The following is a 26468-nucleotide window of genomic DNA, read 5'->3' on the forward strand; positions in this document are numbered from 1 at the left end:
GCAGATAATAATCATACAAATTAAAACTGAGAAGGTACATAACATGAAATTTCAGGGTAAAACAGTGATAGTTACTGGCGGAGCTATGGGCATTGGTCGATCAATTGTTGAAGGCTTTTTAGCGGAAGGCGCAAATATTGTTATTGCAGACTGCTCAAATGCAGATGATGCCGCTAAAGATTTAGATAAAACTGGGGATCGTGTTGTGGGTGTGTCTTGTGACGTCTCTAGTCAAAGCGATACCGAACAAATGGCCAAAACCGCATTAGACAAATTCGGTCGGATCGATGTTTTGGTCAATAATGCTGGTATTTATTCTTCTCTTAAACCGACGGCTTTTGAAGATTTGGACGTGGATGAATGGAAGAGAGTACTTGAAGTTAATGTTATGGGACAAGCACTTTCTTCTCGTGCCGTTGTGCCGACAATGCGCAAACAAGGTGATGGTCGCATTATTAATATTTCATCTGGTACTCCATTTAAAGGAGTACCTTTCATGTTGCATTATGTTGCTAGTAAAGGGGCAGTTAACGCAATGACAAAATCATTAGCTAAAGAACTTGGTAGCGCTGGTATTTTAGTTAATGGAGTTGCGCCTGGTTTTACAATGTCTGATGGCGTTCTTGCGAACCCTGAACAGATTGAGAAACTACAAGATATATCTTTGAAAGCACGAGTTATTCAACGTGATCAAATGCCCGAAGATATTGTCGGAGCAGTGATGTATTTTGCGTCTCAAGAATCAGCATTCATCACAGGCCAAACCCTCGTTGTTGATGGTGGGGCCTATTTTCACTGAACCTAACGGGGGAGGGTGTCAAATTTTCAGGCAATGAATTTTTGTCATTTGTTTTTATAAATGACGCGAATGATGCCGCACAAAAAGGTTTTTATTATGCTAAAAAACAAACATCTCATCGCTGGAGAATGGCTCTCAGGTGAGACTACTTTTACATCCAGCCCAGCTCATGGTGGTGCTCATAAATTTGCTAACGGAACTGTTGATTTGGTTAATAAGGCAGCAAAAGCCGCCGAAGATGCTTTTTGGAGTTTTGGCTCGTCAAGCATTGCAGTTCGAGCAGCCTTTTTAGACAAAATTGCCGAAGAAATTGATGCTCGTGGTAGTGACATCACTAAGATCGGTTCTGAAGAAACTGGACTTCCAACTGCAAGGTTAGAAGGTGAGCGAGGACGAACAGTCGGACAACTCCGTCTATTTGCACGTCATATTGAAAAAATAAATTATTTGGATGCGAGACATGACATAGCACTCCCTGATCGTTTACCACTGCCGCGACCTGATATCAAATCAATCCAACGACCTATTGGTCCTGTGGCTGTTTTTGGCGCATCAAATTTTCCTTTAGCATTTTCCGCAGCAGGTGGCGATACCGCAGCTGCTTTAGCCGCAGGATGTCCAGTCGTAGTTAAAGGTCACTCAGCTCATCCTGGTACCGCCGACATTGTTGCTCAAGCAATTGATGTAGCCATCAAGGCATGTGATATTCACCCCGGTGTATTCTCACTCATTCAAGCCAAAAGTCGTGATGTAGGAACCGCATTGGTACAACACCCGTTAATCAATGCAGTAGGTTTTACAGGCTCTCTTGGTGGTGGTCGGGCGTTATTCAATTTATGTTCTGCTCGTCCAACACCCATTCCGTTTTTTGGGGAGCTTGGTTCTGTTAACCCAATGTTCTTTTTACCGAATGCAATGGCTAGTCGAGCGGTGGATATGGGCAAAGCCTGGGCTGGATCATTGGCGATGGGCGCAGGACAATTTTGCACCAATCCAGGCATTGCCGTTGTTTTAGACGGCCCTGATGCGGAAGTGATGATCGATGCAATGACTGCGGCTTTAAAAGAAATGGGCCCACAAACTATGCTGACTGACGGTATTGCGAATGCCTATCGTTGTGGCGTAAAAACTATACAAGATGCAAATGATGTGACCGAATTGGTAGGAACAAATAATAACGATCGGTCAGCATCCCCATACTTATATGATTGTTCTGCTGATACTTGGTTAGCGAACCATGAATTAAGAGAAGAAGTATTTGGTCCGCTTGGACTAATAGTACGTGCTAGTAATTTGGATCAAATGCTTAGTATCGCCAAAAGTTTGGTTGGACAATTAACCTGCACCCTGCATATGGATGAAAAAGATAATGAGGTCGCAGCTAGCTTTATACCAATTTTAGAACGTAAAGCAGGTCGGATTTTAGCCAACGGATTCCCAACTGGCGTGGAATTGAGTGATGCAATGGTACATGGAGGGCCTTATCCAGCTAGTACCAATTTTGGGGCCACATCTGTTGGTACAATGTCTATCAGGAGATTCCTACGTCCGGTGAGTTATCAAAACATTCCAGAAAGTATTTTATCCATATAAACGGGGAACCTCAATTCCACCATCATGATAAAAACTAAATAGAACAGTACGATTTAGGTAGAGCCATTCTACTCAAACTGTTAAAAATAATGACTTCCGTTTACATAACGAAGTCATTATTTTTTAAGGCGTATGGATTAAAGCGAACACCTTAGGCTATGATTATATGACTCTTCAAGGATGTAATACAGGATAAACGAGTGTTTTCTGTTTTTCGATCAATATTTTCTTTGTTATTGAGCTATGGCTTTTTGCTGTTGGCCAATGGTCTTTTTAATTCTCTCTTAGGTTTGCGTGCCACCCTTGAAGGCGTAACCACAAGCTGGCTCGGATTCATCATGGCGAGCTACTTTTTAGGCCTCTTGCTGGGTGGTTTGTTTGCCGTGCGCATCATATCCAGAGTAGGCCATATTCGGGCTTTTGCGGTGTTCGCATCACTTATGTCTGCTACAGCTTTATTACACCCTTTATTTTTAGAAGTGAGTCATTGGATGCTTTTGCGTTTGATCTCTGGCTTTTGTATGGCTGGTTTGATTATCGTGACCGAAAGCTGGCTCAATGAAGCGACACCCAGCCATCAAAGAGGGAGTGTGCTGTCCAGTTATATGATGGTTAATTATATGGCTGCAGGCTGCGGCCAATTCTTACTCAACTTGGGAGACGTAGGTCAGTTTGAATTGTTCAGTTTGGCTTCTATTATTTTTTCGCTAGCATTAATTCCAGTGCTACTGACCAAACAATCTGCACCTACTATAAGCACAAACAGTAAACTTTCTTTTGGGCTCTTGGCGCAAGTAGGCCCATTAGCAATTTTAGGAGTATTTGTTGCCGGTGCCAGTAATGCCAGTGTGCATGCTTTTGCGCCAGTCTATGCGCTTTCGGTGCTTGGTGATGCGAGTTTGATTCCTCAGTTCACAGCCACGTTGTTAATTAGTGGTTTGCTATTGCAGTGGCCTTTGGGGCGCTTATCAGACAGGGTTGGCCGTGGTTGGCTGATGATGCTTGTCCCAATATGTATCTCTTTTTCGGCTGTTGGTGTGATTTTGGCTGCCCACTATGCACCTAATGTGATTTGGTTTGCAGTGGCTTGTTATGGTGCTTTTTTGTTTACGTTGTATTCAATTGCTGTGGCATTAATAAACGATATTATTGGCCCCGAGTTAAGGGTTAAAGTTGCTGGTGCTATTCTTATTTTGTATGGCTTTGGCGCGATTGTTGGGCCCATTGTTGTTGGACCTTTAATTGATCTGCTGGGCGTACAAGCCTTATTCATCGTCAGCGCGGTGACCAGCTTTTCATTAGCTACCTTGGCAATATATCGAAGGGTTTACCAAGCTATTTTTGTCAAGCCTGTGCAGCCTTTTGTGGCGGTACCATCAAATCAGTACAGTTCTGAAGAGCTTTATTTAGCGGCGCATCAGTACGTTGATGAACCACAGATTTTATCCCCTCAAGAGGACGAAACTAAACCTTAATGTTTATGTGTCGATAAGTGTAAGACTGTAAACTTATGCTGGGCCAAATGATGTCCCTAGACGAACTGAATGAGCTACTACCCCCAGTGGATACCACCGACCCTGATTGTGTCTTGCTGCCCACCCATACTTGGCTAAACTACCATAGTAGCACCCAAGGGTATAAGATCGTCAACAACGCACAAGCTAATCCATTTTCAAGCCCTGGGCATGTAGCTAAGCGGGCCCAGCACGATTACAAGGTTTTGCAAGGTTAGCAGAGATAGGGTAACTCTTGTGCAATGTTATTGTTTTGGCGGGGCTTCACCGCCATAAACCAACCACTGGTGGGACATCCAATAGTAGTTCTTTTGCCCCCATATCGGTGCTGTGCAGTTGTATCGATTACGTCCTTTAACTAAGGACTTATTCGCCTGCACCGTAAAGTTCATTTTGCCTTGCCATTTTGGTTTCTGTTGTTCTCCCACAATAAAACATGACAGTTGCTGCCGTACACCCAATCGCTGTGATTCTGTCAGCTCAACGTGCAACAATGGTTGGTTTTGCTCACCTTCATCTAAACGAATGACTGGGTCCGTGAACCCAGAGTATTTGGCAGGCAAGGGTTGAGATGCAAGCTTAGTTTTAAGGGATTGTAAATTACTATAACGGCCTGCGGCAGGAAACCTAGGTAATGCCTGCCAGTCAGAAAATTCCGCTACACCACCAGACTGTTGTCCAAAGGCAATGTAACCTCGGTTTTTTAAAGCAAGTTTCAGTTGGTCGTTGTATTCACCAAAGGGGTAGGCTAACCATTTAGGTACTGGGCCAAGTTCGTCAGTTAAGCGTTGCTGAGCATAGTTAATATTGTCTAAGGTGGCGTCTAACCATTGCTCATCGTAAAGGGGCTTGCGCACAAGGTAGTCATGATCTCTCGTGTGGTTAGCTAACGTTACGCCTTGTTGTTTAAGATCTCTCAACATATCCCATGTCATGGTATGACGGTTGTTTTGATCCACTGGGTCAGTATTTACAAACACTGTAAAGGGGTAATCATATTTTTTTAACAAGGGTAGACCTTGTAGATAGATATCGCGCCATGCATCATCAAACGTGATCACAATGGCTTTGTCAGGCAGAGGTTCGCCTTGCTGTATCGAGGCTATAGCCGATGCTAGATCTATCACATTGTAGTCATTGATCTTTAAATACTCTAAATGCCCTTCAAACTCCTCTGATGTTAGGGAGGTAGAGCGCGGCATAGTAGAACTAATGTGATGATAGAGCAGGATATTAAAACTATCGGCAGCATGGCTTGTTAAAGGCCAAATGAGCCCTAGGCATAATATTGGTAAACTGAGTATTAATTTGAAATTCATAGTTTTATCTGTCCGGAAATAGGTCGCTGCATAATTCGCCGCCAAAACCCCAGTTAGACTTAGGTACATCACGGATCATCACCTGAACTGAGCTGGGATTACCACCTGTAATATCGCACATGGTTTTAGTGAGTCCTTCGACAATTTGACGCTTTTGTTCGACCGAACGGCCTTCAAATAGTTCTACGGTGATTAAGGGCATAGGAGGGTCCATGAAGTGTATAAACGTTAACTCAGAATATTCATTTTATAACCTCATTAAAGTCCTATGCAAGGCAAAAAACTTGGGCTAAAGTGGCCGCTGTTAGCTTCTACAGGGATGGACAGTGAAAATTCAGAAAAAGAACCCACTTATCGGTATGGGACTGATGATGCTAGCGATGGTATTTGTGCCGGTACTCGATCTATTTGCCAAACTCCTGTCGGTAGATTATGCAGTGATAGAAATTACTTGGGCACGGTTTGTATTTCATGGGTTATGGTTGTTACCTTTACTTGCCTGGAAGGGGATTGTTTGGTGGCGTATGCCAACGCAGCCGGTTTACCAGTTGTTGCGTAGCTTGATGCTAACGGTTACTACCGTGGCCTTCTTTGCCGCCATAAAAGATAACCCTATACCTACCGCATTAACGCTGTTATTTGTCTCGCCTTTGATAGTCGCTGTTGTTGCGCCGATATGGCTGGGAGAATCATTTGACGCCCTAAGGGGCTTTGCTGTTGTATGTGGTTTTGTGGGTGTTGTGGTGGTATTGCGACCTACGGCAGACAGTTTTTCACCCACTATATTATGGGCTCTTGTAGCCGGTGTGGGTTACGCTTTCTATATTATGTTTACCCGAAAGTTGAGTGCATCATCACCGCCATTGCTCACTTTATTTTATACTGCCGTAGGTGGTGTGCTTGTCCTTACTCCGCTGGTAGGAAGTGTATGGAAAACCCCAGATTTAACTGGTTTAGCAATGATGGCCGGTATGGGACTGTTTGCGGCAATGGGACACTTCTTAATTATTATGGCCTGTGAATATGCCACGGCATCACAGCTAAGCCCGTTTAACTATTTTGAAATTGTGGCAGCAACAGGAATTAGTTATTTTGCATTTGATTTTTTTCCAGATGTTTATGTTTGGCTGGGTATTGCCATTATTTGTGCCAGTGGCGCTTATGTATCTTGGCGAGAATTACAGCTGAGCAAAAGAGCCCGTGCCGCACAGGATGGCCGTATAGATATACTTTAAACACTCATAAAATACACCTAGGAAATAGTTAATGAGACATTGGATTAACAGCGCACTTAGTGCAATAAACGCAGACTACCAACGCTCAGCAGATACCCATTTAATCAAACTGACACTGCCAAGCTTTGAGGGTATTGATGTATACCTTAAAGATGAGAGTACCCATCCAACAGGTAGTTTAAAACATCGACTTGCTCGTTCTCTGTTTCTATATGCCCTGTGTAACGGCAAAATTGATGCTAATACTACCGTAGTGGAAGCATCTTCTGGCAGTACGGCTGTATCGGAAGCCTACTTTGCCAGACTTATTGGTGTGCCGTTTATTGCGGTTATGCCTAAATCTACCTCAGTACAAAAGATAGTGCAGATTGAGCGCTTTGGTGGCCGGTGCCATTTTGTTGATTGCGCCACTCAAATGCATGACGCCGCTGTTTTGCTAGCTCAGAAGTCTAATGGCTATTTTATGGATCAGTTTATGTATGCGGAGAGGGCTACAGACTGGCGTGGTAATAACAATATTGCTGAAAGTATCTTTAAACAGATGTCTAACGAACCTCATCCAACTCCCCACGCCATGGTCATGAGTGCGGGAACTGGTGGCACTTCGGCTACGCTTGGACGCTACATACGCTACATGGGCTATGACACTAAGTTGGTGGTGGTTGATCCTGAAAACTCAGCCTTTTATCCAAGTTACATGGCCCAAGATCCGAGTATCGTTACTGGCATTAGCAGTCGTATAGAGGGCATTGGGCGACCGCAGGTGGAGGCTTCCTTTATGCCTGATGTTGTGGATGAAATGATTCAAGTGCCTGATTTAGCCAGTGTTGCAGCGATGCTTTGGCTAGCACAGCAGACCGGCCGCAAAGCAGGGCCTTCAACGGGTACTAATTTATGGGGCGCCATGTGTGTGGCTCAACAAATGAAAGCGCAAGGTATTAAAGGCTCCATTGTTACCCTCTTGTGTGATGGTGGTGATCGCTACTTACAAACCTACCATGACCCAGAGTGGGTATCTGAACACTTAGGAGATACAGCACCTTACGAGCAAGAGATTGCAACCATGGTGGGTGGTGGATAGTTTGCAGTCGACCGCTGGCCTATAGACGCACCCTAATCCAGCGTAGGTTCCATATCTTCTAAATCAAATGGTGTTGCTTGATAAACGCAGTAGTTCAACCAGTTGCTAAAGAACAGATAGCCATGACTCCGCCAGGACGCTTTAGGCGTGGCGCTAGCATCATCATTAGGGAAGTAATTGATTGGCAACATAGGGTTTAAACCCGCAGCGTGATCTCTGTGGTACTCTTCTGCTAGGGTGTGGGAGCTGTACTCGGGGTGGCCAGTGATGTAAACCTGACGACGATCTTCACTAGTCATTAAATAAGCTCCAGAGGCATCAGATTGGGCCAAGATGATTAGATCTGTATTGGCAATGATGTAGTCAACTGGGAAATCTGCTGTACGAGATTGAGGTGCTAAAAATTGGTCATCAAAACCTCGGGTTAATGCATCATGCCCAGGGTTCACTGTTTGTTGATATACGCCTGATAATTTTTGTGCCCGTGTTTGTTTGGGTAAATTATATAAGGACTTTAAGCCGGCTTGGGCCGCCCAACACAGAAATAAGGTAGAGGTAACGTGAGTGCGAGACCATTGAATTATTTCGTCTACCTGAGGCCAATAAATTACGTCTTCAAAGGCCACCAAACCTAGTGGGGCACCGGTAATAATGAGGCCGTCATAATTGTGATCTTTGACCTGAGCGAAATTACGGTAGAAGCTATTCAGATGTTCTGGCGGTGTATTTTTGCTAGTGCGGTTATCTACCCGCAATAGTTCTATATCCACCTGCAAAGAAGAATTAGACAATAATCGCATAATTTGATTTTCGGTCTCAATTTTTTTAGGCATTAAATTGAGAATGATTACTTTAAGTGGGCGAATGTCTTGGTTGAGGGCGCGTGTTTCTGTCATGACGAACACGTTTTCTTTTTGCAGCACACTTGTGGCAGGTAAAGCATCTGGAATACGGATAGGCATGATAAAGCTCTTTTAATTAATCGACTAAACAGTAACAAACATAATTGTAGCAGAAAACCTAAGCCTTGCTAATGAGCTTATAAAAACCATTAGTAAATGGGAAATCATATAAAATCTAATAAAAAAGTGGGTTTATGCAAGTGAATGTCGCATTTAACGTTTGAACTTAACTACAAGGAGCGGATATACTCAGACCTTCGCTGCAGTCTATTGGCTGTGAGACGATAGGTAGTAGTTTCGTTATACCTAACTTAGCTTTCGACTACATGGCCGCTCCTCGAACTATTGTGGGCAGCCCATACCAATATCAAAAATATAAAATCCCCAGAGGAATAGGTCAATGCAAAACATATTTAAAAAGACACTTCTTGCAGCAGCAACTGCAACATTGCTTGCAGGCACTGCACATGGAGGAGGGCACGAAGAAAAAGTAGGTGTAATCCTAGGTTTTACTGGTCCAATCGAATCTTTGACGCCAGCTATGGCTGACAGTGCAGAGTTGGCTTTTGCTGAAGTATCCAATTCTGGTCTATTACTAGATGGAAAGGTAATTGTTCCAGTACGTGCAGACTCTACGTGTGTAGACTCTGCAGCGGCGACTGCAGCTGCTGAGCGTTTGGTAAACTCTGATAATGTGGTAGCCATAATGGGTGCTGACTGTTCTGGTGTAACTGGTGCAATTGCTAAGAACGTAGGCGCGCCAAATGGTGTTGCTATGGTCTCTCCATCTGCTACTTCACCTGGACTTTCCAGCATCGACGACAATGGTGTATTCTTCCGGACTGCACCTTCCGATGCACGACAGGGTGTAGTGCTGGCCGATATCGTTATGGGACGTGGTATTGACACTGTAGCTGTAACTTATACTAATAACGATTATGGCAAAGGCCTAGCGGATGCATTTGCTACGGCATACCGTTCTGCTGGTGGTACCATTACCATTGAAGCTGCTCACGAAGATGGCAAAGCAGATTACTCTGCTGAAGTAGGTGCTTTGTCTGCATCGGGTGCATCTGAACTAGTTGTTCTAGGTTATGTTGACCAAGGCGGCCGTGGCATCATTCAGTCTTCTTTAGATTCTGGAGCATTTGACCGCTTCATCCTAGCTGATGGCATGATCGGTGACTCCTTGCTAGATGTAGACGGTGGCATCGAAGGTACCTTTGGTACTCTTCCAGGTTCAGAGTCTGCAGGCGCATCAATGTTTAATGACGTTGCTGCTGCAGCTGGCCTAGATGGTTCAGCGCCATATGCAGCCCAGTCTTACGATGCAGGCGCACTCATCGCCCTAGCCATGCAATCTGCTGGATCTGCTGATCGTGCAGGTATTGTTGCCCACATGAGCAAAGTTGCTAACGCTCCTGGCGAAATTATCCTTCCCGGTGAACTTGCTAAAGGTCTACAGATCTTGGCAGATGGTGGCGAAGTTAACTACGAAGGTGCAACCAACGTAGAATTTGATGCTAACGGTGATCCTGCTGGATCGTACAAAGAGCAAGAAGTAAAAGGTGGTGCATTCACTACTATTAAGGTTCACTAAGCATTAGCTTAAAGCCTTAAACAAAAAAACCCAATTTAGCGTAATCTAAATTGGGTTTTTTAATGTCTGAACCGTCTTATTTATGTCAATTAACTCATCTCAACCACTATCAATCATTCACCAAGATGACGATCTTGTGGCCATTAAAAAAGCCAGCGGTTTGTTAGTACACCGCAGCCCCATTGACAAGCATGAGACTCGTTTTGCAGTGCAGGAACTGCGCAATCAATTAGGCCGACATGTGTATCCATTACATCGCCTCGATAAACCCACGTCTGGGGTATTGATGTTTGCACTCTCTAACGAGGCCGCTAGTTTCTATAGTCAGCAGTTCCGTGACCACCAGGTAAGAAAAACCTATTTGGCTTTAGTAAGGGGGCATGGTCCAGAAACCATGTCCATCGATCATAGTCTAAGGGACGAAGGGGATAAATACGCAGGTATTGAATTGGGTGGTAAGGCTAAGGAAGCTTTGACCCACGTCCAGTGTGTGCGCCAGTTTGAGATACCGCTGGTGGTAGATCGCTATCCGACCACTCGGTTATCTTTAATGCGGTGTGAACCTGTAACGGGGCGTAAACATCAGATCAGACGCCATTTAAAGCACATAGGGCATCCTATTGTAGGTGATTCTCGTCACGGCAAGGGGCTGTTGAATCGTGCCTGTGAGGGTTATTTTGGTGCAGGTCGCTTGTGGCTGGCATGTACACAAATGACACTTGTAGGGAGGGATGGCAGGCTGTTAGTAATTGATGCATCGTTAGAGGCTGATTTTGATCAGGTTTTAAAACAACTTGGCAGTGAGTAGCTGGCAGTTATCAGTTAACTGCCAACCTATAAACTACACAGAGTGTAAGCGTGTCTCTTCAGGAATAATACCCTTAGGCATAAACCGCATGGTCAATAATAAGACTAAACCCATAATGAATAAACGCATGTGTGGCGCACTCTTGAGCAAATGCTGACGTAAGTCACTGGCTTGATCCATACCCGTAGTAATAAGGTCCATAAAGGCTATAGACAAGGGTTCCGCTTCTATCCACATGAACCAAATAAAGAAGCCTCCAAATACCGCACCTAGGTTATTGCCGCTGCCTCCAATAATTACCATCAGCCACACCAAGAAGGTAAAACGTAAGGGTTGGTAGGCCGTAGGAGTGAATTGGCCATCTATGGTAACCAGCATAGCCCCTGCAATACCTACCACGGCGCTACCTAACACAAAAACTTGCAGGTGTTGACGCACCACATTTTTACCCATGGCATTAGCGGCTTCTTCGTTATCACGAATAGCGCGCATCATGCGCCCCCAAGGAGAATTTAAGGCTTTCATACTTAACAACAATACTGACACTAGTACCACACTAAATAGGCCAGTGTAGCAGAGCTTAACGAAGATGCTTGAGCTTTGAATCACCAGCTGATGAAGAGTGTCAACACGTTGTGCGTCTGCAAGTTCAGCTAAGTGAGCACTGAATAAAGACTGCACCATATCAACAAACCAAGGCGTGGCTTGTAAATCAAGTTCAAAAGGTACAGGGCGATCTAGACCGGCCACGTTCTTCACACCACGGGCTAACCAATCTTCGTTTTTCAATACTGCGATGATAATTTCAGAAATACCTAAGGTGGCAATAGCGAGGTAGTCTGAGCGTAAACCTAGGGTGATTTTACCTACCACCCAAGCTACACCAGCGGCCATAACACCACCTAAAAACCATGAAAAGATAACTGGCATACCCATGCCGCCGAGGAACCCAGAGGTAGCAGGGTTGACACTTTCAATGGCGTAGACGGCAGGCCTATAAAAGTAGTTGATGACAAAATATGCACCAATATACAACCCAGCTAAGGCAAGGCGCCGTTGCCAGCTTGCAACCATGTTGCGATAAACCAAGATGGATAACACAATGGTAATGATGACTAATATAAAGCTTACAGCCATTCCTTGGCCGCCAACGGACCATGCTTCTAGTACCGGTGCTTCAGACACCAAAACAGCTGCTAGGCCTCCCAGTGCAGTAAAGCCCATTACACCTAAGTTAAGTAGACCAGCGTAGCCCCATTGAATGTTTACACCCAAGGACATAACTGCAGAGATAAGGCACAAGTTTAAAATAGCCAAAGCAAAAGGCCAAGATTGGCCCATGCCCACGCCAACTAGTAATAGTCCCATCGCTGCGAAAGCTAGTGGGGCGCGATTTTGTTGATTCAATAGTGCTTTCATTAGATTGATTGCCCTTTAAAGATACCCGTTGGTCGAATTAGCAGTACCACCACTAGGATGATAAAAGACACGGCAAACTTATAATCGGTGGATAAGAACTGCATTAATCCTGTAGGCTCTAAAGATTCTGGCATAAGGTAGATGAAGAACTTTTTATAGGCGTAAGTGACGATAACTTCTGAAAAGGCGATGACAAAACCACCCACTACTGCGCCAATAGGGCTACCAATACCACCTACAATGGCAGCAGCAAACATGGGTAATAAGAGCATAAAATAGGTAAAGGGTTTGAAGCTTTTATCTAAGCCGTACAAAGTCCCAGCAGTGGTTGCTAAAGCTGCAACAAGAATCCAAGTAATTAGCACCACGCGATCTGGATTGATGCCTGATAGCAGTGCTAGGTCTTTGTTGTCTGAAAAAGCGCGCATGGCTTTACCAGTGCGGGTTTTTTGTAAGAAGTAGAACAAAGCAGCTACGCAAATAATGGTCACTGTCAGGGTAAGAACCTGAGTAGATTTAAGAGCCAAGCCCTCACTTAAACCTGTGAACTCTTTAAATTCACGAGGACGAAAAATGAACTTAGTGCCGTCCATAAAGCGTTGGTCGCTGGGGCCAATGATAAAACGCACGATGGCGTTAGTCATAAACATCACGCCCGTAGACACAATTACAAAAATTACCGGTGCGCTCTTTTTAGCACGGTAAAACTTATACACGGTTTTATCAAACGCTAAGGTCAAGGCTACTGCACCCAAAATACCAAAGGGCAGTGCCAGCAATGCAGTGGGCAGCGGACCGAAACTAATCCCCATAGTCTGGAAACCCCAAGTCACTAGGATAACCATCATGGTACCAAAGGCCATTGTGTCGCCGTGGGCAAAATTAGAAAAGCGTAGAATGCCATACACTAAGGTGATGCCTAATGCGCCAAGAGCTAGCTGGGCACCGTAAGATACGGCAGGCACTAACACGAAGTTAGAGAAAAGCACGATAGCATTTAAAATATCAATAAATTCTGGCATGGCTCAACCTCCCAAGAAGGTGCGACGCACCACAGGATCGGCCAGCAGTTCATCACCACTGCCAGTGTGTTTGTTAGTGCCCGTTACTAAAACATAGCCTTTGTCAGCAATATTCAAAGCTTGGGCTGCGTTTTGTTCAACCATCAACACGGCAATACCTTGTTGCTTTACTTCTAAAATACGGTCAAACAATTCGTCCATGACGATGGGAGACACACCTGCAGTCGGTTCATCTAACATTAGCACGCTCGGTTGCGTCATCATGGCCCGTCCTACCGCCACTTGTTGACGTTGACCACCAGAAAGTTCACCAGCGTTTTGACGGCGTTTTTGCTTAAGAACAGGGAACAGATCGTAGACCTGTTCCATAGTGCCTGTGTAATCGTCAGTGCGAAGAAAGGCGCCCATTTCAAGGTTTTCTTCTACTGTCATACCAGCAAATACATTATGGGTTTGAGGTACAAAAGCAATGCCTTCGCCAACACGATCTTGTGGAGACATATGGGTGATGTCTTTACCACCTAAAGTGACGCTACCTTGACGTAGATCAAGCATGCCTAGTAAGGCCTTCATGGCGGTTGACTTACCAGCACCATTAGGACCCACAATAACAGCAACTTCGCCTTTGTCTACAGATAATGAGCAGCCATTAAGGATGTCTGCACCGCCATAGCCACCACGTAATTGATCTGCAACTAAATAACTCATGCGCTTACCTCACGTTTGTTCTTTAAGCCAGTGCCTAGGTAAGCCTCAATCACTGCCTCGTTTGCAATAACTTCTTTGGCTGTGCCTTGGGCTAGCACGGCACCTTCAGCCATAACGATAACCGGATCACACAAACGACCAATGAAATCCATATCGTGCTCGATCATGCAAAAGGTGTAACCTTTTTCTTGGTTCAAGCGCACGATGGCCTCGCCAATTTCTCGCAGTAGTGAGCGGTTTACACCAGCGCCTACCTCGTCTAGCAGAACCACTTTAGCATCGACCATCATGGTACGGCCAAGTTCTAGGAGTTTCTTTTGGCCACCAGAAAGGTTGCCAGCTAACTCTTGAGCAACATGGCCCATGTTGAGAAAGTCGATCACTTCCATGGCCTTATCACGTACTTTGGCTTCTTGCTCACGCACTAGGGAGGGGCGAAACCAAGCATCCATGAGTTTTTCACCGGCTTGTTGCGAAGGCACCATCATAAGATTTTCCAGTACCGTCAAGGTGCCGAACTCATGGGCGATTTGGAACGTGCGTAGCAAGCCTTTATGGAATAACTCATAGGGGGGCACGCCAGTTACGTCTTCACCATCTAGGTAAATGTGGCCTGAGGTTGGTGTTAAGTTGCCAGCAATCATGTTAAATAATGTGGTTTTACCAGCCCCATTAGGGCCGATGAGTCCGGTAATGGACCCTTTGGCAATTTCGATGGTGGCGTTACTAACGGCATGCACACCGCCAAAACGTTTGCTCACTGATTCGACTTTGATCATGGGTGATCCTGTTGTCTTCAAGGCGTCAAAGTTGGTTTAGCTGTTTTAACCAACGCTGATGATTTTTTAGTTATATGTAATTGTAACAAAACCGACGCAGAGGTCGGCTTATATGTGCACAATTATACGGGCTAACTAAAGGCAGGAAAAGGTGAGGTTGCTCAAAATACATGCCAATGGCAAAAATATGACAAGGAGTGTCGCCCTAGGTATATTTTGGACAACGGTTACAAGCGATATGAGTTGTTTTGCGTATCGAGAATTGTCATAATTTCATTTAGGTGTTGTTGGCCAAAGTCAAAACCGTAATTCTGCCACTGACGAGCAGTTTTTTCGGCGACCTCATGAGTTACCTTATCTAGGGGTTGGCCCGTTGCATAACAATCTAGTAAGGTGCGGCAGGCTCGCTCAAAATAGTACATGTCGTCAAAACATTGGGCAATACTATTGGCAATGACCAAAACGCCATGGTTGCCCATGAGCAAAATACGTTTGTCACCCATTACCGTGGTTAAGCGTTCAGCTTCATTACCTAACCCCATGCCATCGAAACCTGTATCAATTGCGACTCGCTGATAAAAGCGCATGGTATTCTGGTCTATGGGATACATAGTTTTATCTTTTAGACAGGCCAGTGCAGTGGCGTATCGACTGTGCAGATGCATGATGCAGCCTGCATCAGGCAAGTTTCGATGTAATGCGCCATGGATGGCCCAAGTCGTTGGGTCTGGAGCATTAGCTTGTTTCATGGTGCTGGGGTTGTTAGCGTCCAGTAGCAGTAATTCGCTAGCTTTAATAGTACTAAAGTGTCGGCCTTGGGGGTTGCATAAAAACTGTTGGCCATCATCAGATACAGCGACACTAAAATGATTGGCGATGGATTCATGCATATCCATCTTTGCCGTCCAGCGAAAACATGCCGCAAGTTCGGTCCTAGCGCGTTGCATAGCTGCAGCTTGTTGGTCGGTCATATCAATACCAGTTGTTTAGTCACTTCATGTTGGTGATAATAGGCCCAATATTTTGTTATGTGAAGTGAATTATGAAAGTCGACAAACAAACCCAGCAGCTGCCAAATTTTGTCAGGTTAGGGCACTATGAACACTGAACAACCTCGCAATCCACTTCACGGTGTCAAGCTCGAACAAATTGTCACCGATCTAGTTGATGAGTTTGGTTGGGAAGCATTGGCTGAGCAGGTGAATGTAAACTGTTTTAGGGCTAATCCTAGTATTAAATCTAGCCTTAAATTTTTACGTAAAACTCAATGGGCTCGCGATAAAGTAGAGTCTCTATATGTTTATGCTATTGTGCGTGGTAAACCACTCAAACCTCAAAATGAATACCAAGCTAAAGCTAAGCCTGCACCAAAGTCAGCGGCGACCAATAGCAATATCTGGAAAACCCCTAGTTAACTTGTGGTAACCAGGGATTGACCCGTTTTAATACAGTTAGTGAGTAACCTACTGATGTCACTTGCTTGCGTATCACTGTTTGCCAGTATAAGGCGAATACCTGTTTTACCTTGATATTTAGCATAATCCACAAAGGCGCCACCTTCAGTTTGCATGCTTTTGCATATGGCAATATTTAATACTCGAAGCTGTTCTTCGTTCAAGTCAGTTGATGGGCGGTATTGAAACAGCACATTGAGGTATGGGGCAGGGCCAATCATGTGTAGCTCGGTAGATATTCCGATGGCTTCAACGCAGCCTTGCTTTAGAACTTGTAATTGGTCCACCTTATCTGAAAAGCCATTGTTTCCAAGTGCTTTCCAACTTAGCCATACCTTCAAGGCATCAGCTCGTCGGCCGCACTGGATGGATTTCTGACCTAAATTATAGGCTGAATTTTCATCGCTATGGAATAAATAATCAGCTCCACCTCCGCCGCAGGTCTGCTCTAACATGCCTTGGTGACGCGTTAAAATAACCGCCGCCGTAATAGGAACGTTCATCAGCTTATGGGCATCCCATGCAAAGGAATCGGCCAACTCACATCCTTTTAATAGATGTTTATGTTGTTGTGAAAATAACACTGGGGCCCCCCAAGCGCCGTCAATATGTAACCATAGGTTATATTGGTCGGCAATGGCTCTGCACTCTGGTACTGGATCAAAGGCGCCAAGTACTGTTGTGCCTGCAGTGAGGCCTATGTAAAACGGTTTATGGCCCTGTTTAATACTGTACTCTATAGCTTCTTTGAGTGCAGATGGGCACAACCTACCTTGGTTGTCCGATGCTACTGCAATTAAATTATCTGTGCCAATACCTAATACATTAGCAGCCTTCTGACCTGAATAATGAGCTTGATCTGAAACAAAGGCCACCAAGGCTTGGTCACTAAAACCTTTGACTTTAATGTCGGGACACGCTTGATGGCGAGCGATCATCATGGCGATGAGGTTAGCTTGACTGCCACCAGAAACCATAACGCCATCACCTGTTTGTGAGGCGGTGGTAAAACCAACTAAACGATTCCATTGGTTGATTAGCTCCTGTTCCATCAAAGTGGCCACTGGGCTCATTTGGTATGTGTGCATGTTGGCGTTACTAAGGCTAGTGACCCAATCACCTAATAGTGCAGGATTGTTGTGTCCGGAATAGAGCAATTTAAAAAAATCGACTTGAGCACTAGCGGGTTGATAGTTCAAGTAGTCGCCAGCTGCCTGTTTTAAAGCCCCTAACTCGGCTCCTTCCACGCCTAGGCTAAAATCTATAATTTGTTCAAGTTCTGTGGCGCTAATAGGCTTGCTGACTGGGCGATCTTGACGAAAATATTGTGAGGCGAGTTGCTGAAATATGTCCAGGTATGGTTGCACTGTAAGTCCCTTAAAAAGGCAAATGTGATTGTAGGATTAGGGTGTTTGTGTTACTTTTCCGCCATCCGCGCAAGCACCAATATTTAGGCTTTCTTAATGGCTTCATCAATAACGTCAACTGATAACACTACACTACCCAGTTTTGAAAAAGGCGGCAAAGTGTCTGTTTGGTGTTCTACTGTCAGTTACGACACTATTCCAGATAGTTATTTTGAAGAAGATGATCAAGGTGTAGATGCGTGGGCTCGAAATTTTATTATCAATGAATACGACCATGAAAACATGGAAACTAATGGTGTGGCAAGCGGCACGGCGTTAGTTAAAAATATTATCGAAGATTGTTCTTATTCTAGTGCTTACGGCGAAGGTGTCGTTCATAAAATCAATAAGATGGGTCACCAGCAAGTAAGCTGGATTATTTTGTTATTTGATTTTGAATATCGTAATAAAATCACCAAAATCCATGAAGATGAATACGTGCAATACGTGGGTTCTTTTGTGTATGACATGGATTCCATTAGCTTGGCTGAACAAGACCAATTAGATGCCATTCATGAAGAAAAACTGCGTTTAGAAGCTCTGTTGATATTGCACACTGAGGCCGCCCTAGTCGATACAGCATCTGAACTAGGGCTAGCGCCTGCAGTTGAACCAGCTCCCGTATCCACAGCGGTTGAACCAAGGGTCGAAAAAGTAGAGCCTAAAGGCCATAACCCTTGGTTGAAAGACTAACCTAAATGTCGTTTTCTATAGGCTTAATTGATGTTTTTGGTGAGCCAACAAATACAAGAATTCAAGTACTATTGTAGCACCTGCTAAGGCCGTAATGTCGGCATGATCATAAGCAGGGTTTACCTCCACTAAGTCAAATCCAACGATGTTAACGTCTGTTAAGCCACGAATAATTTTCAAGGCTTTATCCGTAGTTAACCCACCGACTACAGGGGTGCCAGTACCTGGTGCATACGCAGGGTCTAAACAGTCGATATCGAAGGATAAATAAACTGGAAGGTCGCCCACTCTTTTTATAATCGACGCGACAATATCATCAGCACTGATGTCATTAGCTTGTGCTGCATCAATCACTTCAAATGCATGGTCTTCTGGTCTGTATTCTGTACGAATACCCACTTGTATCGAATGCTCAGGGTCTATTAACCCTTGCTTAGGGGCATGATAAAACATACTCCCATGGTCAATTTCTGTATCGTTAGGATAAGTGTCTGTATGAGCGTCAAAATGAACTAAGGCCATCTTGCCATAATGTTTAAAGTGAGCCCGAATTAACGGCAAGGCCACATAATGGTCACCACCAATACTCAGCATCCGTGTGCCTGAAGTAATAATCTTCTCAGCGTGGTGTTCTATCTCACGATTAAGGTCATCTGGGTTACCAGGAATAAAGTCCAAATCACCATAGTCTGCCACCTTAAGGTATTTGAAGGCATCAAATGGCCATGGCCAGCGCCTGCCTTCCCAGCCTAGGTTGCCACTTGCCTGCCGCACTGCATTAGGGCCAGAACGCGTGCCTGCGCGGCCTGTAGTAGCCAAGTCAAATGGCAAACCAACGATGGCAGCATCAAAACCTTGTGTCATGTCTCGCGTAAGGGGGCGTGCTAAAAAGCTAAACTGGTTAGCGTACATAGAGATGATAGTAGGATCGCCGATAAGCTTGTTCTTGGCCATGTAAAAAACGCTCTCTTTAACTGTGTTCAGAATAACGCACAATATCGCCAATCTAGGTGCATATTGCAAGATTTTGATTCGATAGGAGAGCTTTGTGTGGTTTATGGAGTGGATCGCAACATAAGCATTTATAAAAATAGTAGCTTTATGACACTTGTTTAAACAGGTGAGGGGCACGGTACCGCATAAGTTAGTGAGCTTGATAATGGTCATTAATGTATAAATTTAATTAATGGTGTAATTTAATTTATTTATTTTACTAATGCTTATATAAAAACTAGAATGCATCCATCCTTTGTACCTCTAGTTTATTTTCTAGTAGGCCAATATATTAATCTCTATCAGTGTAACAAATAGGTGAATGCCATGAATCCACAAAACATGCCTCGTACCATCGAAATCCTAAATGGCCAAAAAGTGGTTGCCACTTTTTCTAAGCAAGAACTCAGTAATCGTCTTGCTAAATTACGTACTCACATGGCTGCAGCTAATGTGGATGCTGTGGTATTGACCTCGTATCACAACATTAATTACTTCTCAGACTTCGTTTACTGTCGTTTTGGCCGGGACTACGGTTTGGTGGTAACACAAGACAACTACACTACCGTAACTGCTAACATTGATGGTGGTCAGCCATTCCGTCGTAACCAATTGGGCGATAATGTGGTTTATACCGATTGGCAAAAAGGTAATTTCTTTGTTGCTCTGAAGAACCTAATTAAGTCAGGCAGCCGTATTGGCGTAGAATATGACCACATGCCTTTGGCGACTATGGACATTGTTAAATCTACTTTCCCAACCTCTGAGTTTACTGATATCGGCGTACCAACTATGCAAATGCGCATGATCAAGTCTGCTGAAGAAATTGAAGTGATTAAGCACGGTTCCCGTATTGGTGATATCGGCGGTGCAGCTATTCGTGATGCCATTGCCGTAGGTGTGCCAGAGTACGAAGTGGCTTTGGCAGGTACTCAAGCTATGATCCGTGAAATTGCTAAGACTTTTCCAGACGGAGAGTTGATGGACACATGGGTTTGGTTCCAATCGGGTATGAATACCGATGGTGCTCATAATCCAGTTACCAGCCGCAAGATTGAAGCTGGTGACATTCTTAGCCTTAACTGTTTCCCAATGATTGCTGGTTATTACACTGCACTTGAGCGTACTTTGTTCTCTGAGCATGCCAGCGACCGTCATTTAGAGCTGTGGGAAATCAACTGTAAGGTACACCGTCGTGGCTTAGAGTTAGTTAAGCCAGGCGTGAAGTGCAGTGATGTGGCTCACGAACTTAACGAAATCTTTGCTGAGCACGATGTGCTACAACATCGCACCTTTGGCTATGGCCACTCGTTTGGCACCTTAAGCCATTACTACGGTCGTGAAGCGGGCCTTGAGTTCCGTGAAGATGTAGACACGGTATTAGAGCCAGGTATGGTGGTTTCTATTGAACCAATGATCATGTTGTCAGAAGGCATGGCAGGCGCTGGTGGTTACCGTGAGCATGACATCCTAGTGGTTGGCGAAGAAGGTGCAGAAAACATCACTAAGTTCCCATTCGGCCCAGAGCACAATATCATTAAGGGTTAATGTTGGTTCGACCAATTTAGTTCAAAAAAGTCAGCCTAATGTTTTCATTAGGCTGACTTTTTATGTCTACCAATAGCCCAATGAGAAGCTAACATTAGACGTTATATTTCTATTTGCACAAACAAGATGATCAAAAAACAGCTTTAGGGTTGTAAAATTTTGCAACTAAAGCCCGAGCTGCAGCGCCATGGTGTAGCAATAATGGGCCTACATCTAAACCTTCAATAACGCCATATTTTACTCGCCATTGGCCAGCAACCATCACGTGTTCTGCTTTGTGGGCACCACATAGTAACAGGGCGGCTAACGGGTCGTGGCTGCCACTAAAACGCATTTCACTAAGTTTGAAGAAAGCAATGTCTGCTTGTTTGCCCACTTCTAACGACCCAATGTCAGAGCGCCCTAACATCTTTGCGCTGCCTTCTGTGGCCCAACGATAGGCATCAAAGTGACTGACGTGTGCACCGTATTTTAATCGTTGCAAATATAAAGCTTGGCGCACTTCTTGAATCATATTAGACCCATCGTTAGAAGCTGATCCATCCACACCTAACCCCACAGGACAGCCTGCAGCTTCTAGTTCTAGTACTGGCGCCATGCCTGAGGCTAACATCATGTTGGAAGTGGGGCAGTGGCATATGCCCGTACCCGCCGCACCTAAGCGTTGAATTTCATCAGAGTTAAAGTGAATGCCATGGGCTAGCCATGTTTGTGGGCCAAGCCAACCTACGCTGTCAAGGTAATCAACTGTGCGTAAACCAAAGCGTTGTAAACAAAAGTTCTCTTCGTCAATGGTTTCAGCTAGGTGAGTGTGAAGCATAACCTTGTGTTGTGCGGCAAGGGTTGCAGAATTACGCATTAATTCCGGGGTTACAGAAAAAGGTGAACAAGGTGCTAAGGCCACTTGCAACATGCTGCCTTCCCTGGCGTCGTGATAACGCTTAATTACGCGCTCGCTATCGGCCAGAATCGTATCTTCTTGCTGTACGGTGCTTTGTGGAGGTAAGCCACCATCATCTACCCCTAAACTCATGGAACCTCGGGTCATGGTCATACGTATACCAATGCTTGCAGCCGCTTCTGCTTGTATATCCATGGCATCTGTTAGTGCTTCAGGAAACAAGTAGTGGTGGTCTGCAGCTGTGGTGCAGCCAGACAACAATAGTTCTGCTAAAGCTAAGCGTGTGGCTTGGTACAGCATATCTGGTTCTAACCCTGCCCATACGGGATAAAGGCTTGTAAGCCAGCCAAAAAGTGGCTTGTTAAGGGCCTTTGGTAATGCGCGAGTTAGGGTTTGGTAAAAGTGGTGGTGACCGTTGATTAAACCAGGAAGTATGACAAGATCACTGCATTCCATTACCTCATTATAGACACTGTTAGGTTGCTGTCCTTGGGGTACCAATTCCACGATTGTCTGCCCTTGAATAACTAAGCCACCCTGAGCGTTGCTAGCTAATATCGCTAGGGGGTTTTTAAGCCAAATTGTATTACTTGATGACGGACTTAATGACTTGTTTAATGACATAGGGGCGAAGCTTCCACGTGATTACGCAATAGTATTTGAGGTTCAGAATTAAGTTTCTTAAGTTAATATATCTTATTCCCCTAGTGGAAGACACTGAGGTACTTAGGCACTGAATGCTTAGATGTAACCTACCTTGTTGGTTTTTTAACCCTGTAAAATCATATCAGCAGCTTTCTCTGCGATCATAATGGTTGGAGAGTTGGTGTTACCTGATGTGATTGTTGGCATGATGGATGCGTCTACAACACGCAGACCGCTAACGCCATTGACCCGTAAGTCTGTGCCAACCACGGCTTGATCATCTGGGCCCATACGACAGGTTCCTACTGGATGAAATATGGTAGTGCCTATTTCACCAGCAATTTTAGCTAAATCTGTATCCGATTGATAAGCCTTGCCTGGTTTGATTTCAGTGGGGCTATACTTTTCCATCACCGACTGCTCAGCTATATTGCGGGCCAACCTGATGGCCTTTGCTGCAACTAGTTTATCAGACTCTGTAGTTAGATAGTTGGGGTTAATAACGGGGTGTGCCAATGGATCGGCAGAAACAATGTGGCTTGACCCGCGGCTTTGTGGGCGTAATGGAACGATACTTGCTGTAAATGCAGGGAAGGGATGTAGTGGGTCACCAAACTTTTCTAATGACAGTGGTTGTACATGAAATTCTAGATCAGCGGTTTCCACTTCGGGACTGGATTTAGCAAATATTCCTAACTGGCTGGGCGCCATTGACATGGGGCCCTTACGCGACCATAAGTATTCAAGCCCGATGCCCACACGGCCAAATAGGCTTCCAGCACGTTGATTGAGGGTTATTACATTTTCAACCTGAAAGGCAACACGTAATTGAAGGTGATCTTGTAAATTTTCTCCCACTTCATTGGACTGATAAACAACGTCAATGCCTGCTTTACGCAAGTAATTGGGGTTACCAATACCAGACAGTTCGAGGATTTGTGGTGAGCCAATAGCCCCTGCGGACAGGATGACTTCGCCATTTGTGTGATAGGTGACGGCTTTACCTTTAAGCATCACCTCCACACCACAGGCACGTTGATCATCAAATATAACTCGCTGAACTTGTGCTTGGGTTATTACCTTCAGATTGGTACGTTTCAGCACTGGCCGTAAGAACCCTTTCGATGTGTTCCAGCGCCAGCCGTTTTTTTGATTTACACGAAAGTACGAAGATCCTTCATTATTGCCACGGTTAAAATCTTCAATTTTATCAATACCAGCTTGTTGGGCAGCATCGCGGTATGCGTCTAAAACTTCCCACGATAGGCGTTGTTTTTCAACACGCCATTCGCCACCAGAACCATGGAAGTCATCAGCGCCAGCATAATAATCTTCTGATTTTTTAAAATAAGGCAAGACGTCTTTCCAGCCCCAGCCAGTATTGCCCATATCACGCCAGCCATCGTAATCATTGGCCTGCCCCCGCATATAGATCATTCCATTGATTGATGAGCAGCCTCCTAAAACACGCCCACGTGGGTAATTTATTTGTCGACCGTTTAGACCTTTTTGTTTGGATGTTTTAAATCCCCAGTCTGTGCGCGGGTTACCCATGCAGTAAAGGTATCCAACAGGGATATGAATCCAAATATAATTATCTTTGCCACCTGCTTCTAACAATAAAACCTTGTTTTCTGGGTTCTTTGAAAGTCGGTTTGCAAGCACACAACCGGCTGATCCACCGCCTACAATAATATAATCGTAGCTTGAGTTGTCTGTGGTCATGGCAGGGCCTATTGTGAGTATTTAGATGTGAATGAGCTGTGAGGGGCTCGTTTACAAAGGGTTTAGACGATGGACAATTAGGCTTTAAGGTTAGGCTGCGCACCATATATTTAGCTTCAGCTACGCTGATAGTGTATCAATAACTTGACTCTTTAAACAGGTATGCAACGGATCTCGCCATGAACAGGTTTTTGTTTGCTTTAGAGCAATAATTTAGCTTTCCTTGTGTTTTATACTGATAAAAATATTGACGATAAACCACATGTTTGGAGTAGGTAGGTTGGCAGGAACCCAGTTTGAGAGCACAATAGACACTTATCGAATTTGCTTAGGTTGCAGACCCAATGCAGTTATTTGCCCACCGTGGTGTTAGTGATTTAGCGCCAGAAAATTCTATGGCGGCCTTTGAGTTAGCACTGGAGCAGCAATGCGATGGAATTGAGTTGGATGTACGTTTAATGTCTGGTCAGGTGGTGGTGATGCACGATGCTAGCGTAGACCGCACTACCAATGGTACAGGCCTTGTTAATCAACTAAGCGTCCAGCAATGGCAGCTGCTAGATGCTGGCAATGGTGAAGTGCCACCTAGCTTAAGACAGGTGCTAGAACTAGTAGCTGGGTGCTGTGAAGTTAATATAGAGCTTAAGTCTTCTGACGTAGTGGTGCAGGTGGCTGTAGAATTGACCTATGCTATAGATCACCTTGGATTCAAGCTAACGCAATTATGTGTCTCAGCCTTTGATCATCGTTTATTAATAGCTTTAAAAAAGATATTACCTCACATTAATATTGCACCACTCATTTCTTCATGCCCTGTTTCATTATCTCAGTTAGCTTACGACATGGGTGCTCAAGCCTTACACAGCCACACAGAAACCACTGATGCAGAACTTGTTAATGACGCACATGGCTGTGAATTGGCCATTAGGGTTTACACTGTGACAGAGGCTGCTGATCTACTACGTTTAAAGCAAATCGGCATTGACGCTGTGTTTGTAAATGACGTAGCTTGGGCTAGGAAAGTGCTTACTGCTGCTGGCTGAGCTTGTTATGACTCCACCAAATTACTACCAGCAATAAACCTAACAAAGGCAGGCTCATTAAATTAATAGTTTTCCAGCTAGTGGCGCTTAAGAGCCAACCTGCAGATAAGGATGCTATGGCTTGAGCGCCAAAAACCATAAGCTCATTAAACGCTTGGGCGCGGTATTTCTCTGCTTCTTGATACGTTGTAATGAGAAGTGAAGTGCTACTAACAAATAGAAAATTCCAACCGATACCCAAAGTAACCAGGCTTACCCAATAACCCGCTACAGTTTGATCTACTTGGCTAACGCCAGCACATATCCCTAAAGCACATATGCCTGCAACCATTATGGCCCTATGGCCATAATTTGTTATCAATTTGCCAACGAAAAGAGATGGCAAAAACATGCCAACAACATGCCACTGGATGATGATACCAGCATCGTTAATACTGTGGCCATCCATCACGTGCATGCTGACTGGTGCAGCAGTCATAAGAAATACCATTAATGCGTAAGACACTGTTGCTGCAAACACGGCTAAGACAAAGTTTGGGTGCTGTGCCAACTGTCTAACAGTTTTGCTTGGATAATCTTTAGTTTTTATTTTTTGCTCAGGCGTTTGCAGCCAGATTAGGATGATGGCTGGTATGAGCACCATCACCGATAAGGCGAGGTATGAACCAACAAAAGTATGTTGAGGAATCCAGTCGCTAGCATAATTAACAACACTTGGGCCTAAAAATGCACCTGCAATGCCTGATAACAAAATCGCAGATATGGCCTGTGGCGCAACTTCTGTTGCTACACTTTCCGCTGCAGCAAAACGGTAATGCTGAACGAAGGCGTAGCTAGCTCCTAAGCTTAAACAAGAGAAGCAATAGAGCCAAAATAGACTATGCCATATCGCTGTGGCGCCTAATAAGGCTGACCCTGAAGCAAGTATTGCAGCACCAATAAAGCCAAATCTTCGACCTTTTTTGCTCATTAGCATGGCTGCTGGCACTGTGCCTAATGCGGTGCCTACCACCGAGGCCGCAACTGGAAGGGTGGCCATGGTGACAGAGGGTGCCAGTAGAGCACCAATAATACCACCTAAAAAGAAAGTGACGGAAGCGGCAGTAAAGGAAAAAGCGTGCGATACCGACAACAACCACACGGTACGGCTAAAGGATTGGGCGAGCATATGAATTAAACTTAATATATTATGGAGGTGGCTATGGTAACTGATCTAACTAATTGGAACTAGGAGATTTCTGACTTTACAGAGCTTGCTAGAGCTATAATAGTCGTGTTAGT

At 44.6% G+C, this 26468-nt stretch carries 25 protein-coding genes; 12 read left to right on the plus strand and 13 right to left on the minus strand.

Features of this window, described 5'->3' with window-relative positions; genetic code table 11:
* Positions 1 to 43: 43 nt before the first annotated feature.
* The 4 genes from ABXT70_RS06065 to ABXT70_RS06080 all read left to right on the plus strand — a co-directional run bounded on the left by ABXT70_RS06065 (position 44) and on the right by ABXT70_RS06080 (position 4124).
* Positions 44 to 799: an SDR family NAD(P)-dependent oxidoreductase gene (locus ABXT70_RS06065; protein WP_443642276.1), complete on the plus strand. Its 756-nt coding sequence runs from the start codon at positions 44 to 46 to the stop codon at positions 797 to 799.
* Between the two features lie 96 nt (positions 800 to 895).
* Positions 896 to 2392, plus strand: coding sequence for an aldehyde dehydrogenase (NADP(+)) (locus tag ABXT70_RS06070; RefSeq protein ID WP_443642277.1), 1497 nt, complete (start codon positions 896 to 898; stop codon positions 2390 to 2392).
* A gap of 200 nt (positions 2393 to 2592) precedes the next feature.
* On the plus strand, positions 2593 to 3867 hold the full coding sequence (locus ABXT70_RS06075; protein ID WP_443642278.1) for an MFS transporter: 1275 nt from the start codon (positions 2593 to 2595) through the stop codon (positions 3865 to 3867).
* A 47-nt stretch (positions 3868 to 3914) separates the two neighbouring features.
* Complete coding sequence (locus ABXT70_RS06080) at positions 3915 to 4124, plus strand: hypothetical protein (protein ID WP_443642279.1); 210 nt, start codon at positions 3915 to 3917, stop codon at positions 4122 to 4124.
* A gap of 27 nt (positions 4125 to 4151) precedes the next feature.
* Here the strand turns inward: ABXT70_RS06080 and ABXT70_RS06085 are convergent, their stop codons facing one another.
* Positions 4152 to 5225 (minus strand): polysaccharide deacetylase family protein, encoded by a 1074-nt coding sequence (locus ABXT70_RS06085; protein WP_443642280.1) that lies wholly within the window; start codon positions 5223 to 5225, stop codon positions 4152 to 4154.
* 4 nt (positions 5226 to 5229) lie between these two features.
* Complete coding sequence (locus ABXT70_RS06090; protein ID WP_443642281.1) at positions 5230 to 5427, minus strand: 4-oxalocrotonate tautomerase; 198 nt, start codon at positions 5425 to 5427, stop codon at positions 5230 to 5232.
* Positions 5428 to 5551: 124 nt separating this feature from the next.
* On the opposite strand from ABXT70_RS06090, the gene ABXT70_RS06095 reads away from it, so the two are divergent.
* Complete coding sequence (locus ABXT70_RS06095) at positions 5552 to 6460, plus strand: DMT family transporter (RefSeq protein WP_443642282.1); 909 nt, start codon at positions 5552 to 5554, stop codon at positions 6458 to 6460.
* Positions 6461 to 6491: 31 nt separating this feature from the next.
* The gene (locus ABXT70_RS06100; protein ID WP_443642283.1) at positions 6492 to 7541 is read left to right on the plus strand and encodes a PLP-dependent cysteine synthase family protein; all 1050 of its coding nucleotides are present in this window, start codon (positions 6492 to 6494) and stop codon (positions 7539 to 7541) included.
* A 32-nt stretch (positions 7542 to 7573) separates the two neighbouring features.
* Here ABXT70_RS06100 and metA read toward each other — a convergent pair whose 3' ends face one another.
* Positions 7574 to 8503 (minus strand): homoserine O-succinyltransferase MetA, encoded by a 930-nt coding sequence (metA, locus tag ABXT70_RS06105; RefSeq protein WP_443642284.1) that lies wholly within the window; start codon positions 8501 to 8503, stop codon positions 7574 to 7576.
* A 340-nt stretch (positions 8504 to 8843) separates the two neighbouring features.
* Between metA and ABXT70_RS06110 the strand changes: the two genes are divergently transcribed.
* Positions 8844 to 10043, plus strand: a complete 1200-nt coding sequence (locus ABXT70_RS06110) for an ABC transporter substrate-binding protein (protein ID WP_443642285.1) — start codon at positions 8844 to 8846, stop codon at positions 10041 to 10043.
* Between the two features lie 82 nt (positions 10044 to 10125).
* Positions 10126 to 10851: a pseudouridine synthase gene (locus tag ABXT70_RS06115; RefSeq protein WP_443642286.1), complete on the plus strand. Its 726-nt coding sequence runs from the start codon at positions 10126 to 10128 to the stop codon at positions 10849 to 10851.
* A 33-nt stretch (positions 10852 to 10884) separates the two neighbouring features.
* On the opposite strand, the gene ABXT70_RS06120 is transcribed toward ABXT70_RS06115, so the two are convergent.
* From ABXT70_RS06120 to ABXT70_RS06140, 5 genes are all read right to left on the minus strand, one after another.
* Entirely contained in the window at positions 10885 to 12270 is a 1386-nt protein-coding gene (locus tag ABXT70_RS06120) for a branched-chain amino acid ABC transporter permease (protein ID WP_443642287.1), read from the minus strand.
* Positions 12270 to 13292 carry a branched-chain amino acid ABC transporter permease gene (locus tag ABXT70_RS06125; protein ID WP_443642288.1) on the minus strand — a complete coding sequence of 341 codons (1023 nt, stop codon included), beginning with the start codon at positions 13290 to 13292 and terminating at the stop codon, positions 12270 to 12272. Before ABXT70_RS06125 ends, ABXT70_RS06120 begins: the two co-directional genes overlap by 1 nt.
* 3 nt (positions 13293 to 13295) lie before the next feature.
* Positions 13296 to 14000 (minus strand): ABC transporter ATP-binding protein, encoded by a 705-nt coding sequence (locus tag ABXT70_RS06130; protein WP_443642289.1) that lies wholly within the window; start codon positions 13998 to 14000, stop codon positions 13296 to 13298.
* Positions 13997 to 14779 (minus strand): ABC transporter ATP-binding protein, encoded by a 783-nt coding sequence (locus ABXT70_RS06135; RefSeq protein WP_443642290.1) that lies wholly within the window; start codon positions 14777 to 14779, stop codon positions 13997 to 13999. Before ABXT70_RS06135 ends, ABXT70_RS06130 begins: the two co-directional genes overlap by 4 nt.
* 227 nt (positions 14780 to 15006) lie before the next feature.
* Positions 15007 to 15750: a class II aldolase and adducin N-terminal domain-containing protein gene (locus ABXT70_RS06140; RefSeq protein WP_443642291.1), complete on the minus strand. Its 744-nt coding sequence runs from the start codon at positions 15748 to 15750 to the stop codon at positions 15007 to 15009.
* Between the two features lie 126 nt (positions 15751 to 15876).
* On the opposite strand from ABXT70_RS06140, the gene ABXT70_RS06145 reads away from it, so the two are divergent.
* A complete protein-coding gene (locus ABXT70_RS06145) occupies positions 15877 to 16194 on the plus strand; it encodes a VF530 family DNA-binding protein (RefSeq protein ID WP_443642292.1) in 318 nt (105 codons plus the stop codon).
* On the opposite strand, the gene ABXT70_RS06150 is transcribed toward ABXT70_RS06145, so the two are convergent.
* Positions 16191 to 17600 carry a pyridoxal phosphate-dependent decarboxylase family protein gene (locus ABXT70_RS06150; RefSeq protein ID WP_443642293.1) on the minus strand — a complete coding sequence of 470 codons (1410 nt, stop codon included), beginning with the start codon at positions 17598 to 17600 and terminating at the stop codon, positions 16191 to 16193. The genes ABXT70_RS06145 and ABXT70_RS06150 overlap by 4 nt on opposite strands.
* Positions 17601 to 17696: 96 nt before the next feature.
* Between ABXT70_RS06150 and ABXT70_RS06155 the strand changes: the two genes are divergently transcribed.
* The gene (locus ABXT70_RS06155) at positions 17697 to 18332 is read left to right on the plus strand and encodes an immunity 22 family protein (RefSeq protein ID WP_443642294.1); all 636 of its coding nucleotides are present in this window, start codon (positions 17697 to 17699) and stop codon (positions 18330 to 18332) included.
* Between the two features lie 15 nt (positions 18333 to 18347).
* On the opposite strand, the gene speB is transcribed toward ABXT70_RS06155, so the two are convergent.
* Positions 18348 to 19286, minus strand: coding sequence for an agmatinase (gene speB, locus ABXT70_RS06160; protein WP_443642295.1), 939 nt, complete (start codon positions 19284 to 19286; stop codon positions 18348 to 18350).
* A 366-nt stretch (positions 19287 to 19652) separates the two neighbouring features.
* Here speB and ABXT70_RS06165 point away from each other — a divergent pair, with 366 nt between their 5' ends.
* On the plus strand, positions 19653 to 20873 hold the full coding sequence (locus ABXT70_RS06165; protein ID WP_443642296.1) for a M24 family metallopeptidase: 1221 nt from the start codon (positions 19653 to 19655) through the stop codon (positions 20871 to 20873).
* A 130-nt stretch (positions 20874 to 21003) separates the two neighbouring features.
* Here the strand turns inward: ABXT70_RS06165 and ABXT70_RS06170 are convergent, their stop codons facing one another.
* Both ABXT70_RS06170 and ABXT70_RS06175 read right to left on the minus strand, forming a co-directional pair.
* On the minus strand, positions 21004 to 22398 hold the full coding sequence (locus ABXT70_RS06170; protein ID WP_443642297.1) for an 8-oxoguanine deaminase: 1395 nt from the start codon (positions 22396 to 22398) through the stop codon (positions 21004 to 21006).
* A gap of 144 nt (positions 22399 to 22542) precedes the next feature.
* Complete coding sequence (locus ABXT70_RS06175) at positions 22543 to 24144, minus strand: GMC family oxidoreductase (protein ID WP_443642298.1); 1602 nt, start codon at positions 24142 to 24144, stop codon at positions 22543 to 22545.
* A 344-nt stretch (positions 24145 to 24488) separates the two neighbouring features.
* On the opposite strand from ABXT70_RS06175, the gene ABXT70_RS06180 reads away from it, so the two are divergent.
* Positions 24489 to 25187: a glycerophosphodiester phosphodiesterase gene (locus ABXT70_RS06180; protein WP_443642299.1), complete on the plus strand. Its 699-nt coding sequence runs from the start codon at positions 24489 to 24491 to the stop codon at positions 25185 to 25187.
* Here the strand turns inward: ABXT70_RS06180 and ABXT70_RS06185 are convergent.
* Positions 25171 to 26355, minus strand: coding sequence for an MFS transporter (locus tag ABXT70_RS06185; protein WP_443642300.1), 1185 nt, complete (start codon positions 26353 to 26355; stop codon positions 25171 to 25173). The two genes, ABXT70_RS06180 and ABXT70_RS06185, sit on opposite strands and share 17 nt — an antisense overlap.
* Between the last annotated feature and the right edge of the window lie 113 nt (positions 26356 to 26468).

Origin of the sequence: Candidatus Njordibacter sp. Uisw_039 (assembly GCF_047730075.1) — a bacterium.
In the GTDB taxonomy this organism is placed as follows: Bacteria; Pseudomonadota; Gammaproteobacteria; order Pseudomonadales; family Balneatricaceae; genus Njordibacter.

Bases quoted from the DNA above. Each gene is read 5' to 3' on its own strand.
- ABXT70_RS06065 (WP_443642276.1), top strand. From the start codon at position 44: ATGAAATTTCAGGGTAAAACAGTGATAGTTACTGGCGGAGCTATGGGC.
- ABXT70_RS06070 (WP_443642277.1), top strand. From the start codon at position 896: ATGCTAAAAAACAAACATCTCATCGCTGGAGAATGGCTCTCAGGTGAG.
- ABXT70_RS06080 (WP_443642279.1), top strand. From the start codon at position 3,915: ATGATGTCCCTAGACGAACTGAATGAGCTACTACCCCCAGTGGATACC.
- ABXT70_RS06085 (WP_443642280.1), bottom strand. From the start codon at position 5,225: ATGAATTTCAAATTAATACTCAGTTTACCAATATTATGCCTAGGGCTC.
- ABXT70_RS06090 (WP_443642281.1), bottom strand. From the start codon at position 5,427: ATGCCCTTAATCACCGTAGAACTATTTGAAGGCCGTTCGGTCGAACAA.
- ABXT70_RS06100 (WP_443642283.1), top strand. From the start codon at position 6,492: ATGAGACATTGGATTAACAGCGCACTTAGTGCAATAAACGCAGACTAC.
- metA (WP_443642284.1), bottom strand. From the start codon at position 8,503: ATGCCTATCCGTATTCCAGATGCTTTACCTGCCACAAGTGTGCTGCAA.
- ABXT70_RS06110 (WP_443642285.1), top strand. From the start codon at position 8,844: ATGCAAAACATATTTAAAAAGACACTTCTTGCAGCAGCAACTGCAACA.
- ABXT70_RS06115 (WP_443642286.1), top strand. From the start codon at position 10,126: ATGTCAATTAACTCATCTCAACCACTATCAATCATTCACCAAGATGAC.
- ABXT70_RS06120 (WP_443642287.1), bottom strand. From the start codon at position 12,270: ATGAAAGCACTATTGAATCAACAAAATCGCGCCCCACTAGCTTTCGCA.
- ABXT70_RS06125 (WP_443642288.1), bottom strand. From the start codon at position 13,292: ATGCCAGAATTTATTGATATTTTAAATGCTATCGTGCTTTTCTCTAAC.
- ABXT70_RS06130 (WP_443642289.1), bottom strand. From the start codon at position 14,000: ATGAGTTATTTAGTTGCAGATCAATTACGTGGTGGCTATGGCGGTGCA.
- ABXT70_RS06135 (WP_443642290.1), bottom strand. From the start codon at position 14,779: ATGATCAAAGTCGAATCAGTGAGCAAACGTTTTGGCGGTGTGCATGCC.
- ABXT70_RS06140 (WP_443642291.1), bottom strand. From the start codon at position 15,750: ATGACCGACCAACAAGCTGCAGCTATGCAACGCGCTAGGACCGAACTT.
- ABXT70_RS06145 (WP_443642292.1), top strand. From the start codon at position 15,877: ATGAACACTGAACAACCTCGCAATCCACTTCACGGTGTCAAGCTCGAA.
- ABXT70_RS06155 (WP_443642294.1), top strand. From the start codon at position 17,697: ATGGCTTCATCAATAACGTCAACTGATAACACTACACTACCCAGTTTT.
- speB (WP_443642295.1), bottom strand. From the start codon at position 19,286: ATGGCCAAGAACAAGCTTATCGGCGATCCTACTATCATCTCTATGTAC.
- ABXT70_RS06165 (WP_443642296.1), top strand. From the start codon at position 19,653: ATGAATCCACAAAACATGCCTCGTACCATCGAAATCCTAAATGGCCAA.
- ABXT70_RS06170 (WP_443642297.1), bottom strand. From the start codon at position 22,398: ATGTCATTAAACAAGTCATTAAGTCCGTCATCAAGTAATACAATTTGG.
- ABXT70_RS06175 (WP_443642298.1), bottom strand. From the start codon at position 24,144: ATGACCACAGACAACTCAAGCTACGATTATATTATTGTAGGCGGTGGA.
- ABXT70_RS06180 (WP_443642299.1), top strand. From the start codon at position 24,489: ATGCAGTTATTTGCCCACCGTGGTGTTAGTGATTTAGCGCCAGAAAAT.
- ABXT70_RS06185 (WP_443642300.1), bottom strand. From the start codon at position 26,355: ATGCTCGCCCAATCCTTTAGCCGTACCGTGTGGTTGTTGTCGGTATCG.